Annotated in this window: 26 protein-coding genes; 9 read left to right on the forward strand and 17 right to left on the reverse strand. The window is 69.9% G+C overall.

All coding sequences use genetic code 11. The features are described 5' to 3' along the window. Positions 1-126 precede the first annotated feature (126 nt). The 6 genes from JNW87_RS16485 to JNW87_RS16510 form a co-directional block, all read right to left on the reverse strand. Positions 127-381, reverse strand: coding sequence for a hypothetical protein (locus tag JNW87_RS16485; RefSeq protein WP_238453965.1), 255 nt, complete (start codon positions 379-381; stop codon positions 127-129). Next, complete coding sequence (locus JNW87_RS16490; protein WP_238453966.1) at positions 374-607, reverse strand: hypothetical protein; 234 nt, start codon at positions 605-607, stop codon at positions 374-376. Before JNW87_RS16490 ends, JNW87_RS16485 begins: the two co-directional genes overlap by 8 nt. Then, entirely contained in the window at positions 604-1,125 is a 522-nt protein-coding gene (locus tag JNW87_RS16495; RefSeq protein WP_238453967.1) for a hypothetical protein, read from the reverse strand. Before JNW87_RS16495 ends, JNW87_RS16490 begins: the two co-directional genes overlap by 4 nt. Then, positions 1,122-2,483 carry a hypothetical protein gene (locus JNW87_RS16500; RefSeq protein WP_238453968.1) on the reverse strand — a complete coding sequence of 454 codons (1,362 nt, stop codon included), beginning with the start codon at positions 2,481-2,483 and terminating at the stop codon, positions 1,122-1,124. Before JNW87_RS16500 ends, JNW87_RS16495 begins: the two co-directional genes overlap by 4 nt. A gap of 3 nt (positions 2,484-2,486) precedes the next feature. Continuing rightward, positions 2,487-2,801, reverse strand: coding sequence for a DUF1360 domain-containing protein (locus JNW87_RS16505; RefSeq protein WP_238453969.1), 315 nt, complete (start codon positions 2,799-2,801; stop codon positions 2,487-2,489). Positions 2,802-2,884: 83 nt separating this feature from the next. Continuing rightward, complete coding sequence (locus tag JNW87_RS16510) at positions 2,885-3,787, reverse strand: hypothetical protein (protein ID WP_238453970.1); 903 nt, start codon at positions 3,785-3,787, stop codon at positions 2,885-2,887. Positions 3,788-4,498: 711 nt separating this feature from the next. Here JNW87_RS16510 and JNW87_RS40680 point away from each other — a divergent pair. Further along, a complete protein-coding gene (locus JNW87_RS40680; protein ID WP_238453971.1) occupies positions 4,499-5,626 on the forward strand; it encodes a DNA sulfur modification protein DndB in 1,128 nt (375 codons plus the stop codon). 130 nt (positions 5,627-5,756) lie between these two features. Here the strand turns inward: JNW87_RS40680 and JNW87_RS16520 are convergent, their stop codons facing one another. Next, positions 5,757-6,641 carry a hypothetical protein gene (locus JNW87_RS16520; RefSeq protein ID WP_238453972.1) on the reverse strand — a complete coding sequence of 295 codons (885 nt, stop codon included), beginning with the start codon at positions 6,639-6,641 and terminating at the stop codon, positions 5,757-5,759. Positions 6,642-6,836: 195 nt separating this feature from the next. Between JNW87_RS16520 and JNW87_RS16525 the strand changes: the two genes are divergently transcribed. The 3 genes from JNW87_RS16525 to JNW87_RS16535 all read left to right on the forward strand — a co-directional run bounded on the left by JNW87_RS16525 (position 6,837) and on the right by JNW87_RS16535 (position 10,717). Continuing rightward, a complete protein-coding gene (locus JNW87_RS16525) occupies positions 6,837-7,133 on the forward strand; it encodes a hypothetical protein (protein ID WP_238453973.1) in 297 nt (98 codons plus the stop codon). A 92-nt stretch (positions 7,134-7,225) separates the two neighbouring features. Then, complete coding sequence (locus tag JNW87_RS16530) at positions 7,226-10,027, forward strand: DNA methyltransferase (protein WP_238453990.1); 2,802 nt, start codon at positions 7,226-7,228, stop codon at positions 10,025-10,027. A 546-nt stretch (positions 10,028-10,573) separates the two neighbouring features. Next, positions 10,574-10,717 carry a hypothetical protein gene (locus JNW87_RS16535; protein ID WP_238453974.1) on the forward strand — a complete coding sequence of 48 codons (144 nt, stop codon included), beginning with the start codon at positions 10,574-10,576 and terminating at the stop codon, positions 10,715-10,717. Between the two features lie 79 nt (positions 10,718-10,796). Here the strand turns inward: JNW87_RS16535 and JNW87_RS16540 are convergent, their stop codons facing one another. Beyond that, entirely contained in the window at positions 10,797-11,024 is a 228-nt protein-coding gene (locus JNW87_RS16540) for a hypothetical protein (protein ID WP_238453975.1), read from the reverse strand. Between the two features lie 18 nt (positions 11,025-11,042). Then, the gene (locus JNW87_RS16545) at positions 11,043-12,050 is read right to left on the reverse strand and encodes an ATP-dependent DNA ligase (RefSeq protein WP_238453976.1); all 1,008 of its coding nucleotides are present in this window, start codon (positions 12,048-12,050) and stop codon (positions 11,043-11,045) included. Between the two features lie 320 nt (positions 12,051-12,370). Here JNW87_RS16545 and JNW87_RS16550 point away from each other — a divergent pair, with 320 nt between their 5' ends. The 4 genes from JNW87_RS16550 to JNW87_RS16565 all read left to right on the forward strand — a co-directional run bounded on the left by JNW87_RS16550 (position 12,371) and on the right by JNW87_RS16565 (position 15,038). Continuing rightward, positions 12,371-12,613 carry a hypothetical protein gene (locus JNW87_RS16550; RefSeq protein WP_238453977.1) on the forward strand — a complete coding sequence of 81 codons (243 nt, stop codon included), beginning with the start codon at positions 12,371-12,373 and terminating at the stop codon, positions 12,611-12,613. A 925-nt stretch (positions 12,614-13,538) separates the two neighbouring features. Continuing rightward, on the forward strand, positions 13,539-13,916 hold the full coding sequence (locus tag JNW87_RS16555) for a hypothetical protein (protein WP_238453978.1): 378 nt from the start codon (positions 13,539-13,541) through the stop codon (positions 13,914-13,916). A gap of 249 nt (positions 13,917-14,165) precedes the next feature. Continuing rightward, positions 14,166-14,555 carry a L,D-transpeptidase gene (locus tag JNW87_RS16560; protein ID WP_238453979.1) on the forward strand — a complete coding sequence of 130 codons (390 nt, stop codon included), beginning with the start codon at positions 14,166-14,168 and terminating at the stop codon, positions 14,553-14,555. Between the two features lie 36 nt (positions 14,556-14,591). After that, complete coding sequence (locus JNW87_RS16565; RefSeq protein WP_238453980.1) at positions 14,592-15,038, forward strand: DUF4362 domain-containing protein; 447 nt, start codon at positions 14,592-14,594, stop codon at positions 15,036-15,038. A gap of 188 nt (positions 15,039-15,226) precedes the next feature. Here the strand turns inward: JNW87_RS16565 and JNW87_RS16570 are convergent, their stop codons facing one another. After that, a complete protein-coding gene (locus tag JNW87_RS16570) occupies positions 15,227-16,339 on the reverse strand; it encodes a hypothetical protein (protein ID WP_238453981.1) in 1,113 nt (370 codons plus the stop codon). Further along, a complete protein-coding gene (locus JNW87_RS16575; RefSeq protein WP_238453982.1) occupies positions 16,336-16,530 on the reverse strand; it encodes a hypothetical protein in 195 nt (64 codons plus the stop codon). The genes JNW87_RS16570 and JNW87_RS16575 overlap by 4 nt, the downstream gene beginning before the upstream one ends. Positions 16,531-16,854: 324 nt before the next feature. Here JNW87_RS16575 and JNW87_RS16580 point away from each other — a divergent pair, with 324 nt between their 5' ends. Further along, positions 16,855-17,088, forward strand: coding sequence for a hypothetical protein (locus JNW87_RS16580; RefSeq protein WP_238453983.1), 234 nt, complete (start codon positions 16,855-16,857; stop codon positions 17,086-17,088). 56 nt (positions 17,089-17,144) lie between these two features. Here JNW87_RS16580 and JNW87_RS16585 read toward each other — a convergent pair whose 3' ends face one another. The 6 genes from JNW87_RS16585 to JNW87_RS16610 form a co-directional block, all read right to left on the reverse strand. Next, on the reverse strand, positions 17,145-17,438 hold the full coding sequence (locus JNW87_RS16585; RefSeq protein ID WP_238453984.1) for a hypothetical protein: 294 nt from the start codon (positions 17,436-17,438) through the stop codon (positions 17,145-17,147). 11 nt (positions 17,439-17,449) lie between these two features. Further along, a complete protein-coding gene (locus JNW87_RS16590) occupies positions 17,450-18,136 on the reverse strand; it encodes a hypothetical protein (protein WP_238453985.1) in 687 nt (228 codons plus the stop codon). 73 nt (positions 18,137-18,209) lie between these two features. Continuing rightward, positions 18,210-19,823, reverse strand: a complete 1,614-nt coding sequence (locus JNW87_RS16595; protein WP_238453986.1) for a ParB N-terminal domain-containing protein — start codon at positions 19,821-19,823, stop codon at positions 18,210-18,212. An 88-nt stretch (positions 19,824-19,911) separates the two neighbouring features. Continuing rightward, the gene (locus JNW87_RS16600; protein WP_238453987.1) at positions 19,912-20,175 is read right to left on the reverse strand and encodes a hypothetical protein; all 264 of its coding nucleotides are present in this window, start codon (positions 20,173-20,175) and stop codon (positions 19,912-19,914) included. 169 nt (positions 20,176-20,344) lie between these two features. Continuing rightward, positions 20,345-21,304 carry a terminase large subunit domain-containing protein gene (locus tag JNW87_RS16605; protein WP_238453988.1) on the reverse strand — a complete coding sequence of 320 codons (960 nt, stop codon included), beginning with the start codon at positions 21,302-21,304 and terminating at the stop codon, positions 20,345-20,347. Between the two features lie 3 nt (positions 21,305-21,307). Next, positions 21,308-21,607: hypothetical protein (locus tag JNW87_RS16610; protein ID WP_238453989.1), on the reverse strand; the 300-nt coding region annotated here is incomplete at its 5' end.

The raw sequence follows: 21,607 nt of genomic DNA on the forward strand, positions 1-21,607 counted from the left end.
GCGTCGCGCAGCCAAAGCGCGCAGGGCGGCCCGGGCCGCCCCGCACGACGCGCTTCTCGGCGGCGATCACCCGCGCTCCCGGTCGAGGCGTAGCGGCAGCCACGGGTCCGGCCGGTCAGCCACGGCTCACCCTCCCGCCGGCTCGGCTTCGGCCTCGGCCACGGCCGGCAGCTCGTCGACGACCTGCACGGCGGTCGCCTCGCACTGCACGCCGCCCTCGGCCCGGCAGGCGGGCAGCCCGCCCGGGGTCCGCACCAGCCGGTGGATCGTCAGCTTGTCGTCGGCCAGCTCCAGCCGCACGAAGTCCAGGTCCAGGGAGATCCCCAGCGGCGCGAACGCCGCGCGCAGCTGGGGCAGGGTCACGCTCTCCGGGTCAGCCATCGGTCCTCCTCCGTAGGCGGTTGCGCCGCTCCAGGTCGGCCGGGTCGCAGACGTGGCCGGCGTCGGTCAGCGGCGGCTGGTCGCCCTCCCACAGGTCCCCCCACCACCCGCAGGTGCGGCACGTCGTCCACCGCAGCAGCTCGCAGCCCTTGCCGCGCCCGGAGCGGCGGCACGCGAAGCCGTGCGCCTGCACCAGGTCGGGGGCGGGGGCGGTCGTCGTGCTCACGCCGGCAACAGCTCCCCGGCCACGGTGCCGGCCAGATGTTCCCGCAGCTCGGCGACGTCGTGCCGCGTCCCGGTGACCAGCAGCCCGCCGACGTACGCGCTCAGGGCGGCCGTCAGCTGCTCCGCGTCGACGCCGAGCCGGGTGGCGACCGCCGGCACCGCCGTCCACGCGCCCTGCAGCAGCCGGGGCACCGACGTCGGTGTGGACTGCCGCACCGTGTGGTACTCCCACGCCTTCAAGTCGGCGTGCCGGTACCGTTCCCGGCCGACGACCCGCTTCCCGGCGATCTCCAGCGCCCGTAGCGCCAGGACCTCGCACGCGGCCACGAACGGGTCGGCCAGCTGGCCGGCAGCCGCGGCGGCGATCGCGTTCTTCTCGGGCGGGCCGCGGTCCTCGGTGTCGCCGTCGGGCGGCTCCTCCGTCGTCGGCTCCTCGTCCTCGGCCGGCGGCTCGCCGGCCGGCAGCTCGGCCGGCTGCGGGGCCGGCTTCAACGCCTCCGGGTCGACGTCGACGGTCACCCCGGCAACCTCCAGCAGCGCTGCACCAGCAGCGGCCCGGCGGCCGGCACCGTCCGGATGATCTCCAGCAGTCGGCGCAGCTCCCGCTCCTCGTCGGTCGGCTTGTCGCCGTCGCCGAAGCCGGTCTCGCGGCGCAGCGCGTCACCGGACAGCTCGCCGAGGCCGTACAGGTCCTTCGCGTCCGCGCCCTTGTCCGGGGTCTGCGTCAGCTCCGACGTGTCGTACCAGACGATCCACCGCTTCGCGTCGGCAACGCCGGGCGCACCCTCCAGCGCCGGCCACAGCATCTGCTGGGTCAGCGCCGCGCAGAACAGCTCCAGCTTCGACTCGACGTGGTACTTAATCGTCGCCTCGTCGGTCATCCAGGCGCCCCAATGGTTCGCCTGCGTCATGCCGAGCAGCATCTCCGGCGGGGCGTCCAGGCCGAGGGCCAGCCGCCGGATCGCGCCGTCCAGCATCGACGGCACCGTTGCCGACAGCTCGGTGGCGAAGCTGAGCAGCCGGGCCTTCTCCAGGTGCTCGGCGGGGCCCTGCACCACGATCGGGACGAGGGCTGCCACCGAGTCGCGGTCCTTCACCGCGGTGGTCATCGCCTCGGTCAGCGTCGCCAGGAACGACGTCACCCCGTCCTCGGCGTCCTCCTCCTGCTCGGCGGCGGCGAACGACAGCTCGTTCGGCAGCAGCAGGATGCCCGCGCCCGCGAGCCGGGAGTCGATCTGCGACTGGACGTACTGCGTCAACCGCTCGATCAGCCGCAGCACCCGCCGGTTGGCCTGCACCTGCGACTTCGGCAGGGCGTGCTTACGCGGCGACGGCGCCCAGATCCGCACGATGACCGTCTCGTCGGCCTCCAGCTCGCGCGGCCCGTCGCCCTGGTCGAGCACGTACTTCCCGGCGCGCTCCTGCAGCTCCTCATTCGAGGCGATGAACCATCGCTCCCGGTCGGTGGCGTTGCCGTCCTCGTCCTTCTCCGGCTCGCCGATCAGGTAGCACTCGCCGGGTACGCCGAGCTGGATTCCTGCGTCGTGCAGCAGCTCGCCCTGCTGGCCGGGGCCGCCGAGGAACGTCTCGTTGACGCCGGCCGGCGCCTGGTCGGGTGTCTCGACCGGCCGGCCCTGATCGTCGACCTGCGTGATGTACAGCCGAGCGCGGCCCATCGCCTTCGCGATGAGGTCGACCAGGTACGCCAGCTCGCCGCACTGCTCGTAGTGCCGCCACGCCTCGTTCTGCCACTCCTGCTTGGTGACCCTGCGCAGGCTGCCGCTGGACTCGTAGCGCATCTTCGCCGCCGAGGCGACGACGGCGGTGGCCTTTCCGACCTCGCTGTCGACGTTGGGCTTCGTGCCCCACCACGCCATGCACTACTCCCCGGGCTCGGCGCGCACCAGCAGGCCGGTCGCGTACGACAGGGCCAGCGCGACGGTGGGCACGTCGACCCACCAGTAGCCCGACCAGCGGGGGCCGTCGGAGAGATGCCACCAGCCGGCGGCAGCCGGCGCGGCGATCCACACCGACAGGCACCAGCGGCAGAACAGGAGGTAGGCGAACGGGCTGCCGTCGGGCAGCCGCTTCACGACCGCTTCCCGGGGTCGCCGGGTGATCTCGTCGGCGACGATCAGCCTGGTCGCCCGTGAGACAGCGAACAGCACCACCACGATCTCGATCAGCCCCGTCACGACTATGAGCATAGGCAATGCCATCGCGGCGGGACAGAAGCATTGAGGCGGCCCGCCGGGTAGCCCGGCGAACCTCCGAGGGGTCAGGCCACGCTCAGCCAGAACCCATCCGGCGTCTCGCGGTAGTCGAAGCCCATCTCGTTAAACAACTGGCGGAGGCGCTTCGCCACCTCCAGCGACGCAGCGGCGATGTCCTCGCGCGGCAAGACTCGATCGGTACCGGGAAGGCCCTCCAGCAGGTCTAGGAATCTGCCCATCGCCGGGGCCTGGATCCAGTCGCCGGGCCGGATGACGCCGGTAACCAGGCCGGCGGCCCCGTAGCCGAGGACGGTCGACGCGCGCAGCAGAGCGGGCATCGCCCCGTGGTAGGTGTCCATCAGGTCGCCGGTCCGGTGGTGCTTCGCACGTACCTTTTGGAGCACATCGGCCACGAGGGCGAAGTCGACCGCCGTGTTCAGGTTGCTGCGGGATGTCCACCCCCGCTCGTGCACCGTCCGCTCGCACCGGAATTCGTCGATGGTGTTCTCCGCGAACCACACGTACTCCCAAGTGAAACCACTGGGCAGCTCGAAGGGCGCCCGGCGGTGCACGGCGTGGGCCACGTCGCCATGCTGTTGCAGGCGCACGTGCTGGGCCTCGTGCAGCACGCACTGCCTCGCCGTCGGCAGGCCGCATGCCAGCGTCGAGCTGCCGACCACCACGACGATCCTGCCGTCGGCCAGGGCGCAGGTCTTCGCCGCAGCCCGGGCCCCATCGGCCCTGTCGGCGCGGTACTGGTCGGCAGTCATCGTGGAGTTCATGCGGTCGGGCTCCTGGACCGCGTACTCGCCGGCCACCTTCTCGTACTCGTCGGTGATGATCACCTCAACCTTCTCCGGGCTGGGCACCTCCGCGGTGAATTCCGCGAGCAAGGTCCGCCAGGTGGCCTGCTGAGCGGCCGGCAAGGCGCGGGCAATCCTGTACGTCACATTGATCTCACTGGACATCCAGCCAGTATCGCGGGCAGGTCCGACAGGATCGAACGCCTTTGCGAGTAGCTCTGTGGGACGTGGAGTGGCGTACCCGATGGGACATCACGATCCAGTGGGACCGGGCCCAGAGCTCGCCCGCCGGCGTGACCGTGGTCGTGAGCGTCGTCGACTCCACCGCAAAGCTGCGCCGCCTGTCGACCCGGCACGCGCCGACCCGCACGTGGTCGCCTTCCCGTACCGGCCGGTCCGCGAGCTGGTCGGCGACGAGCCGCAGGAGTGCCACGAAGGCCACGCCACGCCGGCGGCTCGGCGACCACCCCCATGCGCGACTGGTGGCCGTGCCGCTACGGCGGGCACCTGGTCATCCGCTGCCGCAGGTGCCCGGACGCGAGGTGGAGCCCCCCGGTCGGCGCGGACTGCGACGCCGGCGCCAAAGCCGATCGGGGGTCGCGCACATGCGAAACGGTCCTATCAACGACCGGATGGTTCCGCCGAACGACCCTGAGCGCAACGCCTCCGGGGTGACCTCGTCGGCCGCGTCGTCGGCCCCCGGCCGAGCCGCGACGCCTGGTCGACCGGGCCCACACCGACACGCCACCGGGACACGTATAGTTCAGGGAACGCACGTAGCGCACTGCAAGCACACGTAGCTGTTGCCACGCACACGTAGTCTGCGTATGCTCAGCCGGCGGGCGTCGCCAGGGCGTCCACACCAAGGAGACGAACGTGGCGGTCGCCGAAGAAACCCAAGGTCTCACCCACCCGCTGGAGATCCTCAACGTCGCTCAGGTCGATGACGCCGGTGGCGAACACATCGAGTGCCAGATGACCGCGAATTACCTCGTGGACCTGCACAAGAGCGGGCTGCTCTCACTCACCGGCAACATCCGCCCTGCCCACATGGAGGGCAAGCGGCTCATGGGCAAGACCAAGATCAAAGTCAACAAGTGGACCACCGAGCTGCTCGCCAACGAGGCGATCATCGGCAACATCTCGGTCAGGCTCGACCCGACCAAGTCCGACTACGAGGTCTGGTTCGACGACGAGACCGGGCAGCAGAACTTGACCATCAACTCCGGTGTGCTCGACTGCGCGGTCGACTCTCTCTCACGGATCAAGGCGATCCTCGCCGCCGCGGACAACCCGCTCGGGAGCTTCGACCTCAGCACCCGCTTCCAGGTACGGATCTGGATGCTCGACGACGCGCTCGCGAAGAAGGTCGCCACCATCTACAACACCCGAGGCGACAAGGTCAACGACTCCACCGCGAAGTACGCCTACTCCGAGACCAAGGAGCAGGAGCTCGCCCGCCGGCTCGTCAACGGCAGCGAGCACCTCGGCCAGGACAACATCGAGGTCCTGTCCAACTCCGTGTCGGCCAGCTCCCACAAGCTGACCGCCTATAACACCATCAGCAGGGCGATCGAGACCTCCTGGAAGGGCGGCCCCGTCACCCAAGCCGACGTCGAAGCGCAGTCCAGCTGGCTGATCAGCGCCTGGGACTCCCTGGTCAAGGTCCGCCCGGAGTACGGCAAGCTCTCGACGCCGGCGCGTCAGGCCCAGCGGAAGAACACCATCGCGACCAGCGCCGTAGTGATCTACGGGCTCGTCGGCGCGATGTCGAAGATGTACACCGACCACGTGGACCCGGAGGTGGCGTTCAAGGCCATCGCCGCCAAGGACGAGGACGACTTCTTCGCCTGGGACAACCCGATCTGGATGGCCAAGGGCATCGTCACGCCGAGCGGGTCGGGCAACGGCGGATACGGTACGCGCAACAGCTTCCCATCTCGTCGCGCAGCCATCAACGTGCTCTGCGAGGCGATGGGTCTGGACGCGGACGACGACGAGTAGGTCCAGCCGAGAGTAGAGGGCGCGACCAGGTCATCGTTATGACCCGGTCGCGCCCTCTGATCTCTTGGGACCTCGGGTAGTACGGGCCGAGCTTCGGCACGTGTCGAACCGGAGGTCGAGGCCGACCACGTTATCCCGTGGCGGCCGAGTTCCATCGCCGCTGCTCGGCCACGCGGACGAGCACCCCCGCCGTCGCCGCGACCAGCATCACGGCGTCCCCCCGGGTGTACTCGAACGTCTTGGTCACCTGGTCCTTGTGCATCGCACCGGAGAGCGTGCGGGCCAGGTCCTCCACGATGAACGCAAACCGCTCGGGCAGCGTCCGCTTCTCCTCCACGAGCCGCTCCGGATTGGCCTTCTCCCGCTCGAGCGCCTTCCGCTGGACGGCCGCCGTCCGCTCGGCTTTGCGGATCGGCTCCAGCGCCTTGCGGGCGGCGAGCAGCGCGCCCTCGATGTTGTTCTGCCGCAGCAGGGTCCTAGCCTTCCGTAGCTCCTCCGTCGCGATCGCGAAGTCCGCCCCGCCGATCACCGGCACCAGCACCTCGATGAACGTGCCAGCGTCCACCTGCTCCAGCTGCTTCAACCACTCGCCGGCGCCGATGTGGAAGCGGCCGCCGCCGCTCTTCACCTGCAGGATGGGCGGGTCACCCACGACCGAGGTCACTGTAAGGTTGGCGTACAGGTGTACGTCTTCGCCCCGGCGCACCTCCTCGACGACGCGCAGCTGTTCGTCGCTGACGAACCCGACCAGTTCCAACTGGCTGGACCGCACTTGCGGGCTCACGGGCTGCTCCACCTCCAGCGCGCCCAGCAGCCTCTGCTCCTGGCCCGACACGCCACACAGGTACAGCAGCGACGACACCTTGAACGGAGATGCGGTCGGCGCGTCGTTCTGTCGGCTGACCTCGAAGCGCAGGCTGATGTGCGCGCCCCCGACGCCGGGGTAAAGACGCAGCATGTGCTGCACGGCCTGCACGTACAGCCGGTCGTCGTTGCCGAGTTCAATCGAGATCATGGGCTCACCGTCTCTCTGGGGGCTAGCCGCTCCACTGTGGCGCGTACACCCTAATGAGGGCCACCGGGGACTGCGGAGGGGCGGGTGCGATGCTGGCACTCGCCCCCGGATCATGGAATGGCGCACGCGCTGGCACATCCCGATGCACCGGGACGAGACCGGGAACTTGCCCGCCGCGCCACCGTTGGTCGAGCCATGGTCGACTCCCCCGCCGACCTGCGCCGCCTGGTCGAGCGGGCCCTCGCCGACCCGCACGTGGTCGCTCTCCCGTACCGGCCGGTCCGCGAGCTGGTCGGCGACGAGCCGCAGGAGTGCCACAACGGCTACGGCTACGCCGGCGGCTCGGTGACCACGCTGGTGCGCGACTGGTGGCCGTGCCGCTGCGGCGGGCACCTGGTCCTCCGCTGCCGCGCCTCCCGAGGTGTGCGGGTAGAGCCGGTCCGGAATGAGGGCTGGGGCGTACAGGGGAGGCCGCTGACGGAACCGCCATGACCGGCTCTTCGGACCGCCCGTTTGTGAGCCTCGAACACACCGGTCGGCCCACCGAGCTAATCCGTGACGGGCGATATGGTTCCCCAGTGACCATGACCACGAAGATCTCCGGAAGCGGCTCACTCGGCCGCGACGCCATCGTGACACTAGAGAAGGCGGAGATCCGTCGGCGAGCACGAGCGTTCGCCAAGTCATGGGCTGGAGCGACTTCCGAGCAGTCGGACAAGCAGCCGTTCTGGGATGCATTCTTCAACGTCTTCGGGGTCCAGCGCCGGCAGGTCGCCACCTACGAGGCCATCGCCAAGCGATCGTCCACGGGTCGTCACGGCTGGCTTGACCTGCTGCTCCCCGGACAGATGGGGGTGGAACACAAGTCCGCCGGGCAGTCGATGGATAAGGCGATGGGCCAGCTCATCGACTACCTGCCGTCGCTCCCGCCAGCAGAACACCCATGGCTACTCGTCGTCTCCGATTTCGCCCGATTCAAGTGGAAGAACCTCGACACGGGGGCGTCCGGGTCGTTCACGTTGGAGCAGTTCCCCGACCATCTGGAGCTGTTCTGGTGGCTGGCCGGCTATCAGATTGAGCATCGAGACTATGGCGATGAGGTTGCCGCCAACCTAACGGCGACACAGCTACTCGCTGACGTGTACGACGCTTTGCTCGCGTCTGGATACCCATCCGCCGACGCGCGGGAGTGGGTCACACGCATCCTCTTCTGCCTATTCGCTGACGACGCAGGCGTGTGGGATCGGGCGGCCTTCCACTCCTACCTGGCTCTTCACACAGCCCCGGACGGACACGACCTGGGCGACGTGATCTCTCGGGTCTTCAGGGTGCTGAACACGGCGCCCGAAAAGCGGCCCCGAAACCTCGACGAGGACCTCGCCCAGTTCACGTACATCAACGGTGACCTGTTCGCCAACGACCTGTGGGCCGTCTCGGGCAACCCCGAGGTACGCCGCGCGCTGCTGTCAGCCTGTACGTTCGACTGGTCGGCCATCTCGCCGGCGATCTTCGGATCGCTGTTTCAGAACGTGATGACGAAGCGCGAGCGGCGTCAGCTCGGCGCCCATTACACGTCCGAACAGAACATCCTCCGCACCATCCGCCCACTGTTCCTGGACGACCTTGAGGCCGAACTCGCGGCAGCTACCACTCAACCCAAGCTGCGAGCCTTCCACGACAAGATCGCCAACCTCACGTTCTTCGATCCGGCATGTGGATGCGGGAACTTCCTTGTCATCGCCTACCGCGAGATTCGCCGTTTGGAAACAGAATGCCTCCGCCTGCTCGCCCGGAAGCAGAAGAACATCGGGCAGCGGGCGGTTAGCCTCGACTTTCTGTGCAAGGTGAGAGTCGATCATTTCTACGGTATCGAAATCGAGGAGTTCCCGGCGCGCATCGCTCGCACCGCTCTCTACCTAATCGACCATCTTGAAAACCGACGCGTCTCACTCGAGTTCGGCGAACACTACATCCGTTTTCCGATCCCCGCCTCGCCGCACATCCACATCGGCAACGCCCTGCGCGATGACTGGAACGCCCTACTGCCGGCCGAGGACTGCGACTATCTGTTCGGCAATCCCCCCTTCGCTGGCCAAAAGACGAGGGCCGCTGATCAGACGGCTGACATGCACCACGTCTGGGGGGCAGGTTTCGCTCGCTGGCTTGACTACGTGACCGGCTGGTACCGCCTCGCCGCCGACTACATCTCAGCGTCCGGAGCCAGAGCCGCCTTCGTCTCAACCAACTCCGTGGCCCAAGGCGAGCAAGTGGCCCGGGTGTGGCGGACGATGCTCGAAAAAAGCATGAAAATTGACTTCGCACACCGGACCTTCGCATGGACGTCGGAGGCACGCGGCAGGGCCGTCGTCCACGTTGTCATCATTGGTTTCTCCGCGGCCGACCAAGAGTCCCGTTGTGTCATCTACGACTACCCAGATCTAAATGGCGACCCTGTAGCCGAACCCGCCAGCCACATCAACCCGTACCTGCTCGACGCCCCTGACGTGATCGTGGAATCATCGACCACACCCATCTCGCCGTCGCTTCCGCCCGTGCAATACGGGAACAAGCCCAGCGACGGCGGCCACCTCATCGTCGAGCCTGACGAACTGCCCCCGGCCGACGACCCCGCTACCCAGTACCTACGCCCCTTCGTCGGTGCACATGACCTCATTCATGGCGAGAAACGGTTCTGCATCTGGATGGAGGCCCCCGACGCTCACGCGGTGAAGCACTCGGAGTGGCTGCGGAACCGGCTCGCAGCCGTGAAGCAGTTCCGCACCGACAGCACCGCCGCTGACACCCGAAAGCTCGCATCACGCCCGTGGCGGTTCTTCCGCATCCCGCAGCCCACTGTGCCCTACATCGCCATCCCGAGGCATGTTTCGGAGAACCGGCAATGGTTCACCGTTGCCTACGAGTCGCCGGACGTCATCGCTTCGGATGCGCTGTTCACCGTCGTGGACCCGGACGGTTTCCTCTTCCCGGTCCTGTCGTCGGCAATGTTCATGGCGTGGCTCCGCACGATCGGCGGCCGGATCAAGAGCGACCTCCGGTTCTCCGGGCCAATCGTCTACAACACGTTCCCGCTGCCCCACCTGACCACCGACCAACGCCAGCGCATCATCACCGCCGGCAAGGCCCTAATTGCCGCGCGCGAGAAGCACCCGGGCTCGTCATTGGCGGACCTGTACAACCCGCTCTCAACTCCAAGCGACATCCTCGCCGCTCATCGCGTCATCGACCTCGCTGTCGACCGAGCCTTCAGTTCTCGAGGACGGCCGTCCACCGTCACGGATCGGATGCGGATCCTGTTTCCGGCCTACGAGGCGATGCAGGGTCAGCTGATAAAGGCACCACCAGTACAGCGCCGACGACGGGCCTAGCCGAGGCCGGCCACGACGGGGCCTTGGCCCGCCCGCTACCGCGCTACAGTGCGGGACTGGTGGCCGTACCGCTGCCGCGGGCACCTGGTCGTCTGGTGCCGCGGCTGGGGAGACATCCGGGTCGAGCCGGCGATCGACCTGGGGTGCGACGCCGCGGGACTGACTGGGCCGGGCAAGGCGCCGCTCTGGCCTAGTCCGCCTCGCGGACCAGAACTATCGGGCCTCTCTCGGGGACATCTGAACTCCGCCGGATTGCCGATAAAATTTTCGCCCGGCCCTATGCTCGCGGCTTGTCACGCCACGCCACTACAGTCCTAGGAGTCCGGTGACGATCAACGGGGACACAGTGCGTGGACCCACTTTGCGGACCCGGACGACGTGCCGTGGTCGACCGACTCCGGCACAAACGACGGGCACCCGGTAGCAGCCGGGTGCCCGTCAGAACGCAGTTCCCACATGCCGCCCAAGGCAAGAAGGAGCACGTCGGTGTCAACCTTACAAACTAGGTCATCTAAAAGGCCAGGCAGGGGTAACGGCGAGCCGTCAGTGCCGCTGCGCAAGCTGGTCCTGGCCGCGATCGCCGTGGCCATCGCCTACTACGGCAGCTACCAGCCGGAACACGCAACGACCTTGGTCATCGGGCTCGCCGGGTACACGGCTCTCGACCGGTTTGACGAGCTGATCCGCTGATGCAAGGCGGCCCCCGCACCGGGATCGATGTGGGGGCCGCCTCGCCGACTTCTCGCCCGAACCCCTGGGCCGACCGCCGTCAGCCCCAGCAGCCCCGGTCCCCGGCCATCCGGTTGAGCATCCCGGCCACCGCGGTGACGAGCGCCACGCCGTCAGCGCGGCTGTACTCGAAGGTCTTCGTCACCTCGTCGTCGTGCAGCGCGCCGCTTAAGGTGGAGAACAGGTCCTTGACCAATACCGCCCACCGCGCACGGAGGTCGCGCTGCGCCGGTCGCTTCTTCACCGCCTCCTTGGCGACAGCCTCCATGCGTTTGGGTGAGCTCAGTCAGGCGCTGCGCGGGTAGTCGGCGAAGGGATCTTCGCCTTCGTCGAGTATCAGCGGCACGTCGTACACCGACAGGTCCGGCCTGGCGCGCGCGTACCGGACGCGGTGGCGCCACCGGTGGTGCTCGTAGGCCGTGTCCACCTCAATCTCGGCCACGACGGTCGGCTCGACCTGGGCGTAGCGCAGCGGCTCGGGTCGCTCGAACTGGCCGGACCATGTGGCGGGCAGCGGATCAGGCCAGGGGTGAATGACAACACCGCGGTCGGTTGGGCGTGGCGGGGACAGCAGCCTTGCCAGCTCCTGGCGCTGAGGCGTGGCCAGCAGGTGCGTGCGGCCGGTGTACCGCAGCCGACCGCGCCGGTCGAATCGGCCGAGCAGAGCGGTGTCGGGGTTGCGGATGCTGCCGATGACGCCGCCGATGATGGCCTCCGTGGTGGCGCGGGCCCGGAACTTCACCCATCCTCGCCGGCCAGGCTCATAACGGCTGTCGAGCCGCTTGATCACAACGCCTTCCACACCCGCCGCGGTCCACGTCGTCAGCCATTCGCTGACCTCGATGACGTCGACGCTCTGCGGGGTGACCGCCAGCTGCGGCGGGGCGCCGGCGAGCAGCCGCACCAGCCGGGCCCGACGCTCGACCAGCGGCGCGTCGAGCACCGGCTCCCCGCCAGCGTCGACGAGGAGGTCAAAGGTGACGTAGTAGGCCGGGTGCTCACGAGCCTCGCGCAGCAACTGTCGGCCGGCGATGACCCGCCGCTGCAGCAGGGCGAAGTTCGTCCGTCCCCGCTCCCAGACCACCAGTTCCCCGTCGAGCACCGCACCGGGCGGGACGAAGGCACGGACCGCCCTCGTGATGTCCGGGAAGTACGGCGTCAGATTCCTGCCGGCGCGCGACTGCAAGTAGACGTCCGAGGCTCCCCGAAAGGCCAAGGCCCGCCACCCATCCCACTTCGGTTCATAGGCCAGGTTCGGACCCACAGGCACCGAGTCGACCGGCGCGGCCAGCATCGGGGCGACAGGCCGGCGTAGCACCGGCCCACCGGGCGACGTCTCCCACCGCCAGGCCGGGCTCACCCTCTCCAGCCCCATCCGCCCCGACCGCGAGCGCCACTCATGTCCCGTCCCTCCCCCGACATCGTCAGGCAGCGGGAGCGGGCTCCGGGCGCAGATCAGGCATGACGAATGCATGAAAGCGTGGACATCGCCCTTACCCATGCCTTGTGCGGCTGCCTGCCTAGATCAGGAGATCCCACCCAGGTCCTGGAACCCCTGGTCGGGAACTGGCAGGCCAGCTTTGGAATACCTATCAAGGGCAGTGGCAGATTGGCGTGCGCGTTGAGGGCCTGCAGGACGCGGTGCCGCAGGAGGCGACCCGGGGCATGGACCTGGACCTACGGGACCGTTACGACACCGACGTGTACGAGACGACCACGACCGCGGATACTGCGGAACTGACCAGCTCAACTCACGCCGTCGTCGAACGGTTGCTCGGCAGGCTGCTGCGCGGGCTGCTGCTCGACGGGCGGTACCTGCCGTACACGGCGGAGGTGCTGCGCAGCGCCATGCGGTAAGAGGTCCGTGCGGGCCTGCGGTTACCTAACGACGATTTCAGCCACGCTCACATCTTGGCGAAGCGTGTGCGAGAGCGTTCGACGAAGCCCACCGCGGCAGCAAGTTTCCGGCCGAGCGGACAGTGACAAGCAGGGCCAGGGGGCAGACGCACGAAGTACCTATCTGCCGCCGATCGGGTGACATCGAGTGCCATTGAGCGCGGGCTGAGGTTCACCACCCCGCTATGGTCGACCGCCAACGCTGGCAAGCGGTCACTGCTGAGTCAGAACGGGCGATCGACGGCCGCCTCCCCGCCAGGACGCCTCTCCCCGTACAGCCGCAACGCTTCGTCGCACGCCTTTACTCGCGCCCGCATTCCGGCCACGGCCGGCTCATCGCCGAAGCCGCGATCCCAGGCGAAGGACGCACCAGCTCGCCCGGCCGCGGTCACTGCCTGCGTAACGGCGGTAGGCCTGCGCCGCCATACCTTAGGACGTGCCCCACAGGCAGGGGACGGGCTGCCGCTACCCCAACCCCGTACGCCCAGACTGTCTCGGTCATCGCTGCTACCAGCTGTCGGAACCTCGACCTCAGGGACTCTTTTCGACTGGTCATGGCTTCCTCCTTCTGCTCCCCCGGAGCCACCTTGTTCTGGTCATGAACGAGGCGAACCAGGGTGAGGGCAAGGATCAGCCCGGCCACCGCCTGTACGTCGTGTGGGATTTGAACCCACGCCTCCCCCACCTGCGGGGCACGTCCTAATCAAGTCTAAGCGCCGCACGCAACCCGCCTGTGTCGCGAGAACCGGGCGGCCCGTTTAGAGGCCGCCGTACAGGTCGACTCGCCCGTCGCCCTGGTTTTGGCTGCTCAGTCACATCGGTCGGCCCGGCCGCCATCTTCCGATCTCGCACGTCTTAGTACGTGTGTTCGATTAGCCTCGCGGGCATGGAGTGGCGAACGCGCTGGCACATCACCATCCGCTGGGACCGGGCGGACACTTCGCCCGCCGGCGTGACCGTCGTCGAGCGCGTCGTCGACTCCCCCGCCGACCTGCGCCGCCTGATCGAGGGGGCCCGCGCCGACGCGCATGTGGTCGCCTTCCCGTATCGGTCGACCCGCGAGTTGGTGGGCGAGGAACCGGACGAGTGCCGCAACGGGCACGGCTACGCCGGCGGCTCGGCGACCACGCCGGTGCGGGACTGGTGGCCGTGTCGCTGCGGCGGGCACCTGGTCATCCGCTGCCGCATGTGCCCGGACGTGCAGGTGGAGCCACGGGTCGGCGCGGACTGCGACACACGCAAGGGGCGGGCCACGTCGCCTTGACCCGCCCCGGTTGGTCCGCTCAGCGGACTAGCCCCGGGCGCAGCTGCGCCACCGACGGCACCACCATCAGGTCGGCCACGCCCTCGTCGACGTCGGCGGCGGCCTCCCGCCAGCCCTTCGTGCCGACTGGCCACGCCCGTCGTCGAGCGGCGGGTCGGCTGGGTGGCGGTGCTGCTACCCTCGGCGAACCGCCGCCTCGCCTGGCGGCCGCCCGGCGGCCGGACCACCGTCCCACTGCGCGATTAGATCGTGGTGGAACGCCGGTCGCACCGACTGCCCTGGTTCGCGACCGCCGGCGTGCGCTCCTGGCAGGTCAGCCTCGGGCTGCCCAGGCAGGCCACCCCGCTCGGGCGGACCTTCATCCTGGGCCGCACACCCCCGCCCGAGGCGATCTACGGCGGCGTGGACGTCTTCGCCCTCGGCGCGGTGCCGGACGACCCGGACGCGGTGCCGACCGGCCCGCGCGGCGCCCACATCGGCCTGCACAGCTGGCACAACGACGACACCCTCGGCGAGGACGCCACCAACGGCTGCATCCGGCTGACCCGCAGCGCCCAACGGCAACTCCTCGACGAGGTGCCCGCGGGGACCAGCCTGGTGGTCGTCGACGCGCTGCCCACCCCGCCCGCGACCGGCTGACGGAACCGGCGGGGTGCCCGGTGCCGTCCGATCGACATGCGGCTTCGGAATCTCACGCTCCTCAGCGTCGCGCTGGTGCTCTGCGTACCGACGCTCACGGGCTGCGCCAGCGTGCATCCGCCGCCGAGGACCGGTCCGCCGCCGGCACCGTTCGTGCCCACCACGCATGCAGGTAGGCAGGACTGCGGCGCGGTCAGTCTGGGCCAGGGCGACACCCCTCCGCCCGCGTCGCTGCGCTGCTTCCTTGACGCGGTTCACGACCACACACCCGCCCGGCTGCTGATCACGGCACCCACCGTGGAGGGCGACCCGATCACCACCAGCTACCTCGCCGGGGCCGACGGCCGGGTCGAAGTGATCACCGACGCCCGGGCCGACCACTACGGATCGGGTCGGGTGGAGCGGCAGACCTGCACCGGGCCCACCGACGACCAAGGGCACTGGCTGAGCTTCGCCACCTGCTCCACCCCCGAACCGCTCTGACCGCGCGTGAGCGACCGCAGCCAGCTCCCGAAAACCACACACGGCCGACGGATGGCCGGAACGGTCATACCGCCCGGACGGGTTACTGATGTCCCCTGGGTCGGGCCACCTCGTAGGCAAAGAAGCCCGCGGGGGCACGACAGTCACCTATCGGCGAACGCTGAACCCGGTCCCGGCCGGCGGGCACGTCACATGGCGTCGATCAGCGAGTCGGGTGCCTGCTCGGCCAGCGGACCGCGGTCGCGGCGGATCAGGTCCTTTTCAGTCGGGTCGGTCAGCACCTGCCACGCTGTGCTCAAGGCGTTGGACTGCAGCGCCGCGTCGTTGATCTTGTATCGCACGACCGGTTTGCGGGCGTCCTTGCCGTGCTGGCCCGGGTCGCCGATCTTTCCGGTGCGGAAGTTGCGGCCGATGCTGGGCAGCCGATCGACCAACCGTAGCCGGTACAGCATGTCTGCCGAACGCCACGTGGCGCGGTGCAGGCCGAATATTTCCTCCCGGGACCCGGAGGTGACGAACACGCCGCCCTGCTCGTGCCGGCGGCGGCGGTGGGCGCGCATCGTCAGCAGCATCAGATACGTGGCGATCTCCGCGTCGGACAGCACCCACACCCACAGGCTGGTGAAGAACTCCCGGGGAATGCGTATGCCCTTAGCCGGCACGGTGTAGTCCGGCGCCTCGCTGCTGGAGACCTCCGACAGCAGCTGGAAGTCGCGGTAGCGGCGGTTCCCGCCCGGCTGGCGCGGGATGCGCACCAGGTGCAAGTTCTCGATGCCCGCCAGCGCCTCGGTGATCTGCCGCTGCCGGAGCATCGCCGTCGACCTCGGAGGGCGGCCACCGCGGCCTTTGTTCCCCGCCGGGCGTACGTCGGTGAGCGCCAGTTCCCGCCATCCGGGGTACGTGTCGTCGGCCCGGCGCACGATGTTGCGCGGGTTACGCACCGCCGTGGAGGTCCCGTAGCGGAACTGGGCGTCGAACAGCAGCAGCAACTCCAGGCGCAGTTGCAGCCCCTGGGTGCGCAGCAGCCGCGGCACGACCGGCTCGTGGGTGTCGCCGGGGCGGGCGTAGATGAAGCCCGTCCGAACCCGCACGTGCGTCGGCCGCCGGCCCATCGCGGTAGCGTCGTCGCGGCCGCCGGTGCGCCACAGGTGCGCCAGGCGCTCGCCGACCGCGTCGGCCAGCAGCACCTTCCGATCCTCGCCGTCGAGCGCCTCCCGCATCCGGGCCAGCCGCGCGATCCGGGAACTGATGCTCTCCTCGCCGGTGCTCTGCGCGCCGTCGCCCAGATGCGGCGCGCTCACCCGCGGCTCCGCAGCACCCGCGCGAACCGGGTCAGCGCCTGCAGCACCTGCAGGCAGTGCCGTCGGGTCGACGCCGAGCGGGCCGTCAGGGCCAGCACCGCGATCACCACAACTGCGGCGGTGACCAGCGAGATCGGGACCGCCAGGATCAGCAGGACCAGCGGCAGAGGGTGGTCAGGACCGCCCCACATGTGTCACGCTCCGAGAAGGTAGTAATTGGTGCGGGCCCGCCTGCCGGAGCTTTTCCAGGGTCACCGGCGGCGCGGGCCTTCGCCGTCTTTCGGCGACGGGCCAAGCGTGCCGCATCGAAAGGCCCGCCGCACGAATTCGATCTTGATGGTGAATCCCCCCTTGCCGACCACATAGCTCTACTAGGAGTAGCCGAACTGTGTGGCCGCCAGGAGGGTGTTTTCCAGAGGGCGTTTTTCGATGTGCGGCGCTGCTCGCGAGAGGCGGGGTGGCCCTGCGCCGAGCGCGGCGACGGTCGACTTCGAGCGGGCCGCCCCGACCCGCATGTGGACGCGTTCCCGTACCGGCCGGTCCGCCAGCTGGTCGGCGACCAGCCGGACGAGTGCCACAACGGGCACGGCTACGCCGGGGGCTCGGTGATCACGCCGGTGCGGGACTGGTGGCCGTGTCGCTGCGGCGGGCACCTGGTCATCCGCTGCCGCATGTGCCCGGACGTGCAGGTGGAGCCACGGGTCGGCGCGGACTGCGACACACGCAAGGGGCGGGCCACGTCGCCTTGACCCGCCCCGGTTGGTCCGCTCAGCGGACTAGCCCCTGCGTTGGTCCGATCAGCGGGCTAGCCCGGCAGCCGCGGTCGACCGTTTCCGCCGCCGAGGTGCCCGACGACACCCCCGCCGCGCTTGTGCTGCTCGGCCAGCGCGCACGCCATGCACAGCACCAGGCACGTCTGCGGGGCGCGGCTCGCCGCCGCCCGCTGGTTCGGGCCGATCCACACATCCGCGCGGCAGTCCACGCACTGCGTCAGCGTGTGGTCGACCGTCGGCACGAACGGCGGGACGCCCATGCCCTCCAGCAGCTCGTTGATGTTCGTCGGCGGGCACGCCAGCATCAGCCGCTTCTGTCGTTCCACTCGGGCCTTCCTTACATCTGCTCGGCCGTCGCCACGGCGACGACCTTGCCGTCCGCGTCAATCCGCACGCCGGGGCCGCGCACGTCGCCGCCGGCCCGGCACACGGCCGCGATCCTCTCGAACACCTGCTTGCCGAACCCCAGCCGCTCCACCGACGGCACCACCACCAGGTCTGCCACGCCCTCGTCGAGGTCGGCGACAGCCTCCCGCCAGCCGCGGGTGCCGACGTGCTCGCCGACCACCTCGTAGCCCTGCTCGGCGCACCAGCGCTGCGCCGCCTTCGTCAGCTCCTCCAGGGTGGCCCGGCCGCCGCACACCGCCCGGGAGAACAGCACCGCCCGGCGCCGGATCCACCGCCGCGCCTCCCGGTCCCACCGCGCGTGCTCGTACAGCCGCGACAGGTCCGGCCCGGAGCCCTCCACGTCCGGAGCGCACCGCACGAACCGCCGCGCCTCCACGTCCCAACGCACGTGCCAGCCGAACTCGGCCGCCTCCCCGTGGCCCGGCCACCGGCCCGTCCAGTCCGCGCGGCCGCAATCGTGCCCGGAGGCGTCGCGCTGCGCCCGGCACCACATGCGCTTGCGGCCGGTGGCCAGGCACTCGGCCACGTCGCAGTCGTCGGCGTGCTCTTCGCCGATCGCCACCAGGCACGCCGGGCAGGTGCCGCGCAGCAGCTCCTCGTCCACTCGCTTCTCCATGCTGTCGGTCGGGCCTGCGCCGAGGCGCGCACCAGCTCGGCGCGCGCCTCCGGCTGACCCGTCGGGGTCGGGTTCACTCGCTGCTCTCGGCCGCGGGCTCGGGCTCGCCCGCGTCCAGGTCGGCCTCCGGGCACGGGTCCGGGTCGACGGCCGCCGTCGGCTGGGGCTCGACGTCGTGCTCGGGCAGGTGCGCGTCGACGACCGCCGGCCCGTCGCCGTCCTCGCCGTCGCCGGCTTCCTCGGCCTCCAGCTCGGCCTCGTACGCCAGGGCCTCGGCCTCTTCCTCCTCCATCGCCCGCTGCCGCTCGGCCGCCTCCTCGACCAGCTCGGCGTGCCAGGTCTTCTCGGCCTCCGACAGCTCGTAGCCCTCGGCGATCAGCCGGTTCAGCCACGGCAGCACCAGGTGCCCCCGGTTGGAGTACCGACCGTTCGCCACGACGGCCGTGTTCGCCTCGTGCGCGGCGACGAACCGGGCGACCAGCAGTCGGTTCAGCCGGTCGATGCCGGCCGTCTGCCCGTCGCGCGGGTCGCCCCCGGCCAGCGCCGTCACCAGGTCGTCCTCGGCCCGGTCGTAGAAGCTCGGCATCACCACGGCGGCGCGCATCGCTTCGACCAGCAGGGCCTTCGCGCCCTTCGCGCTGCCCCACTTCTCGACGAGGAACCGGGACCGCACCTCACCGGCGTCGCGCAGCTTCTGCCGCCGCTCCTCGGCTTCGCGCTTCGCCAGCTCCTCGGCGACCTTCTGCGCGGGGCTCTTGTACTGCGTGAACTTCGTCCGCTTGTACCCGTGGGCGTCGGGGTCCTCGCACACGATGACGGCGCGCATGTTCCCGTACGAGCCCTCGATGATCGCGCCGAACCCCTCCAGCGTCTTGACCACCTCGACGTCGAGCGGCTGGCCGTCGGCGTCCAGCAGCTCCTCGACCTTCGCCGCCGCGCAGTTCCACGGCCAGTCCTTCGGCTTCTTCAACACCCGGACGCCGGCCGACGTCAGCTCCTCGGTCAGCGTCTCGGTCGCGCTCTTGTCCTCCCGCTTGCGCTTCTCCTCCTGCACGCGGTGCCGGACGCCCCAGCCGCTCTCGACGCCCTTGAGGATCCGCTCCATCGCCTTCGGGTCGTCCTCGAACTGCTCCAGCTCGGCGACGTCCTCCAGGGTCAGCTTGCCGGCGTCGGCCGCGCCGGTGGCCACCTCGCCGAGCTTCGTCAGCTTCAACGCCGCGGTGACGTGCTTCTGCGTCCGGCCGGTCCGCCGGGCGATCTCGCCGACGTCCAGGCCGAACAGCTCCAGCTGCGCGTACCCGGCCGCCCGCTCGCTCTCGGTCAGGTCGGCGCGCTGGTCGTTCTCCACCAGCATCGCGACGACCTGCGCGGGGGCCAGGCCCTCCATGTCGGGCCGCACCAGGCACGGCACCGTCAGCGGCGCCCCGTCCGGCCACTCGCCGGCTTCCAGCGCCTCGACGGCCGCCGCCGCCCGGCGGTGCCCGGCGACGATGCGCAGGCCGCCGTCCTCGGGCACGACGGTCAGCGCCTGCAGAACGCCGGTCGCCGCGATCGAGGCGCGCAGCTCGGTCAGGTCGCCGAGCTGGGTCCGCAGGTTGCTCGGGTGCGCGATCAGCTCCCGCGGGTCGATGTGCGCGAGGTACGGGGCCTTCTTGCCCCGGGGCCGCGTCTTCACTGCTGCTGTCACTTCCGGCGTCTCCTCTTCCACGTGAACACGGAGGTACGGCGGGGGCCGTACATAAACATTGTATCATTCAAGATCATCCACCGTCCAATCAGGAACCGCCCTGACCTGCGCTTTTGGCCCGCAGCGGCGACGCCACCACCGCCCGCCGTGACTCCTTCGACCGCAGGTACGTCACGCCGTGCACGAGGGCGTCCAGCCGGTCCGGGCTGTCGCCGGACTCCGGCGTCCAGGTCGTCAGCTGGTCCTCCAGCGCCGGGAACGTCCCCACGTGGTGCACCCTCGGCGGGTCGACCTCGTACCGGGCGGCCACCGGCTCGGCGCGCACCCGCTTGCTCGCGCGGGCCTGCACCACGTCCAGCGGCGGTCACCGCCGGGCAGCAGGCCCTCCTTCTGCATGGCCACCCACGCGTCGACGAGGATGTCCCGCAGCCACGCCGATGACCCCTCGTAGACCACCACGTTCGCGTCGACGTCCAGGTAGCACTGCCAGATCCGGCGGGCCGCCGCCATGCCGGCGATCTTCATGCTGCGGTCCGCCAGGACGTAGTGCTCGCCGTCCTCGCCTCGGCCGACCGCGACGATGCCCGTCTCGTCGCTCGTCTCCGACACCGTGTCCGCCGGGTCGACGCTGACCACGGTCCGCACCAGCGGCGGCACGTCCTCCTTGTCGACCCGGCCGGCCTCGATCCACGCCGACTTCCACAGCGCGCCGTCGACGTCGGACAGCAGCTCGGCGTCCAGCTCCTGCCGGCCCAGCCGGGTGCCGCCGTACTGCTCCAGCAGCTCCTCCAGCGCCTCCGGGCTGAGGTTGTCCGCGTTGTCCAGCGTCCGCCGCGGGTCACCACGACCCGGGGCCGGCGGCTGCGGGCCCGCTGCTTCTTCGACCGGGCCAGCAGCTTCTTCACGTGCGGCAGCGGCTTCGGCGTCGTGCTGATGACCATGCGCGGGCTCGCCGCCTCGCGCATGCAGAACCACAGCATGTCGAACACGCCCTGCGCGGTCTGCACCGGCCAGGCCGCGTACTCGTCGAGCCAGCAGCCGTCGAAGTCGTAGCCGCGCAGCACGTCCGGGTCCTGCGCGCCGAACCCGCGGATGATCGCCCCGTTGGTCAGCTCCAGGTACGGCTCGCTCTTGTTGAACGTCCGCACCTCCTTCGGCGGGATCACCGCCAGCAGCCCGGCACGCCGCGCAGTGAAGCAGACGTTGAACACCTCGCGGTACGTCTTCGCGATCACCGCGTAGTGCCCGCCCGCCTTCGTCCCGGCCCACTTGCGCACCGTCTCCGCGCCGGTGCGGGTCTTGCCGAAGCCACGCCCGGCCAGCAGCATCCAGATCCGGTACCAGGCTGGCTCCATCTGCTCCGGCCGGGCGTGCCGGGGCCAGTCGTACCGGACGAGGCCCTGGACCTCCGACACCTCGCGCAGGTACGCGGCCAGCTCGGCGTCGGTCATCAGCGCCGGGTCCGGGTACGCCAGCAGCATCGGTCAGTCCCCGGCCCGCATCTCGGCTTCGCGCTGGCGCAGGTCGACGGCCGCCAACCAGGCCAGCACCAGCAGCGCCGCCAGCATCACCGCCGGGCAGCCCAGCGACGCCGGGCCGACCCACCGCAGCCCGGCCCACACCGCCAGCGCCATCAGCGCGAACCACCCGCCGAGCAGCAGCCGCCACGTCCAGGCGCGGAACCGCAGCGTCCGCCGCTGCACCCGGGTCAGCCGCGGGGGCGGCGGCACGGCGAGGCGCGGCGCCGGCGGTGCCTTCGCGTCCAGCTCCGTCCAGCCGCGCAC

This window comes from Micromonospora sp. ATA51, from assembly GCF_016802855.1.
Lineage (GTDB): Bacteria > Actinomycetota > Actinomycetes > Mycobacteriales > Micromonosporaceae > Micromonospora > Micromonospora sicca.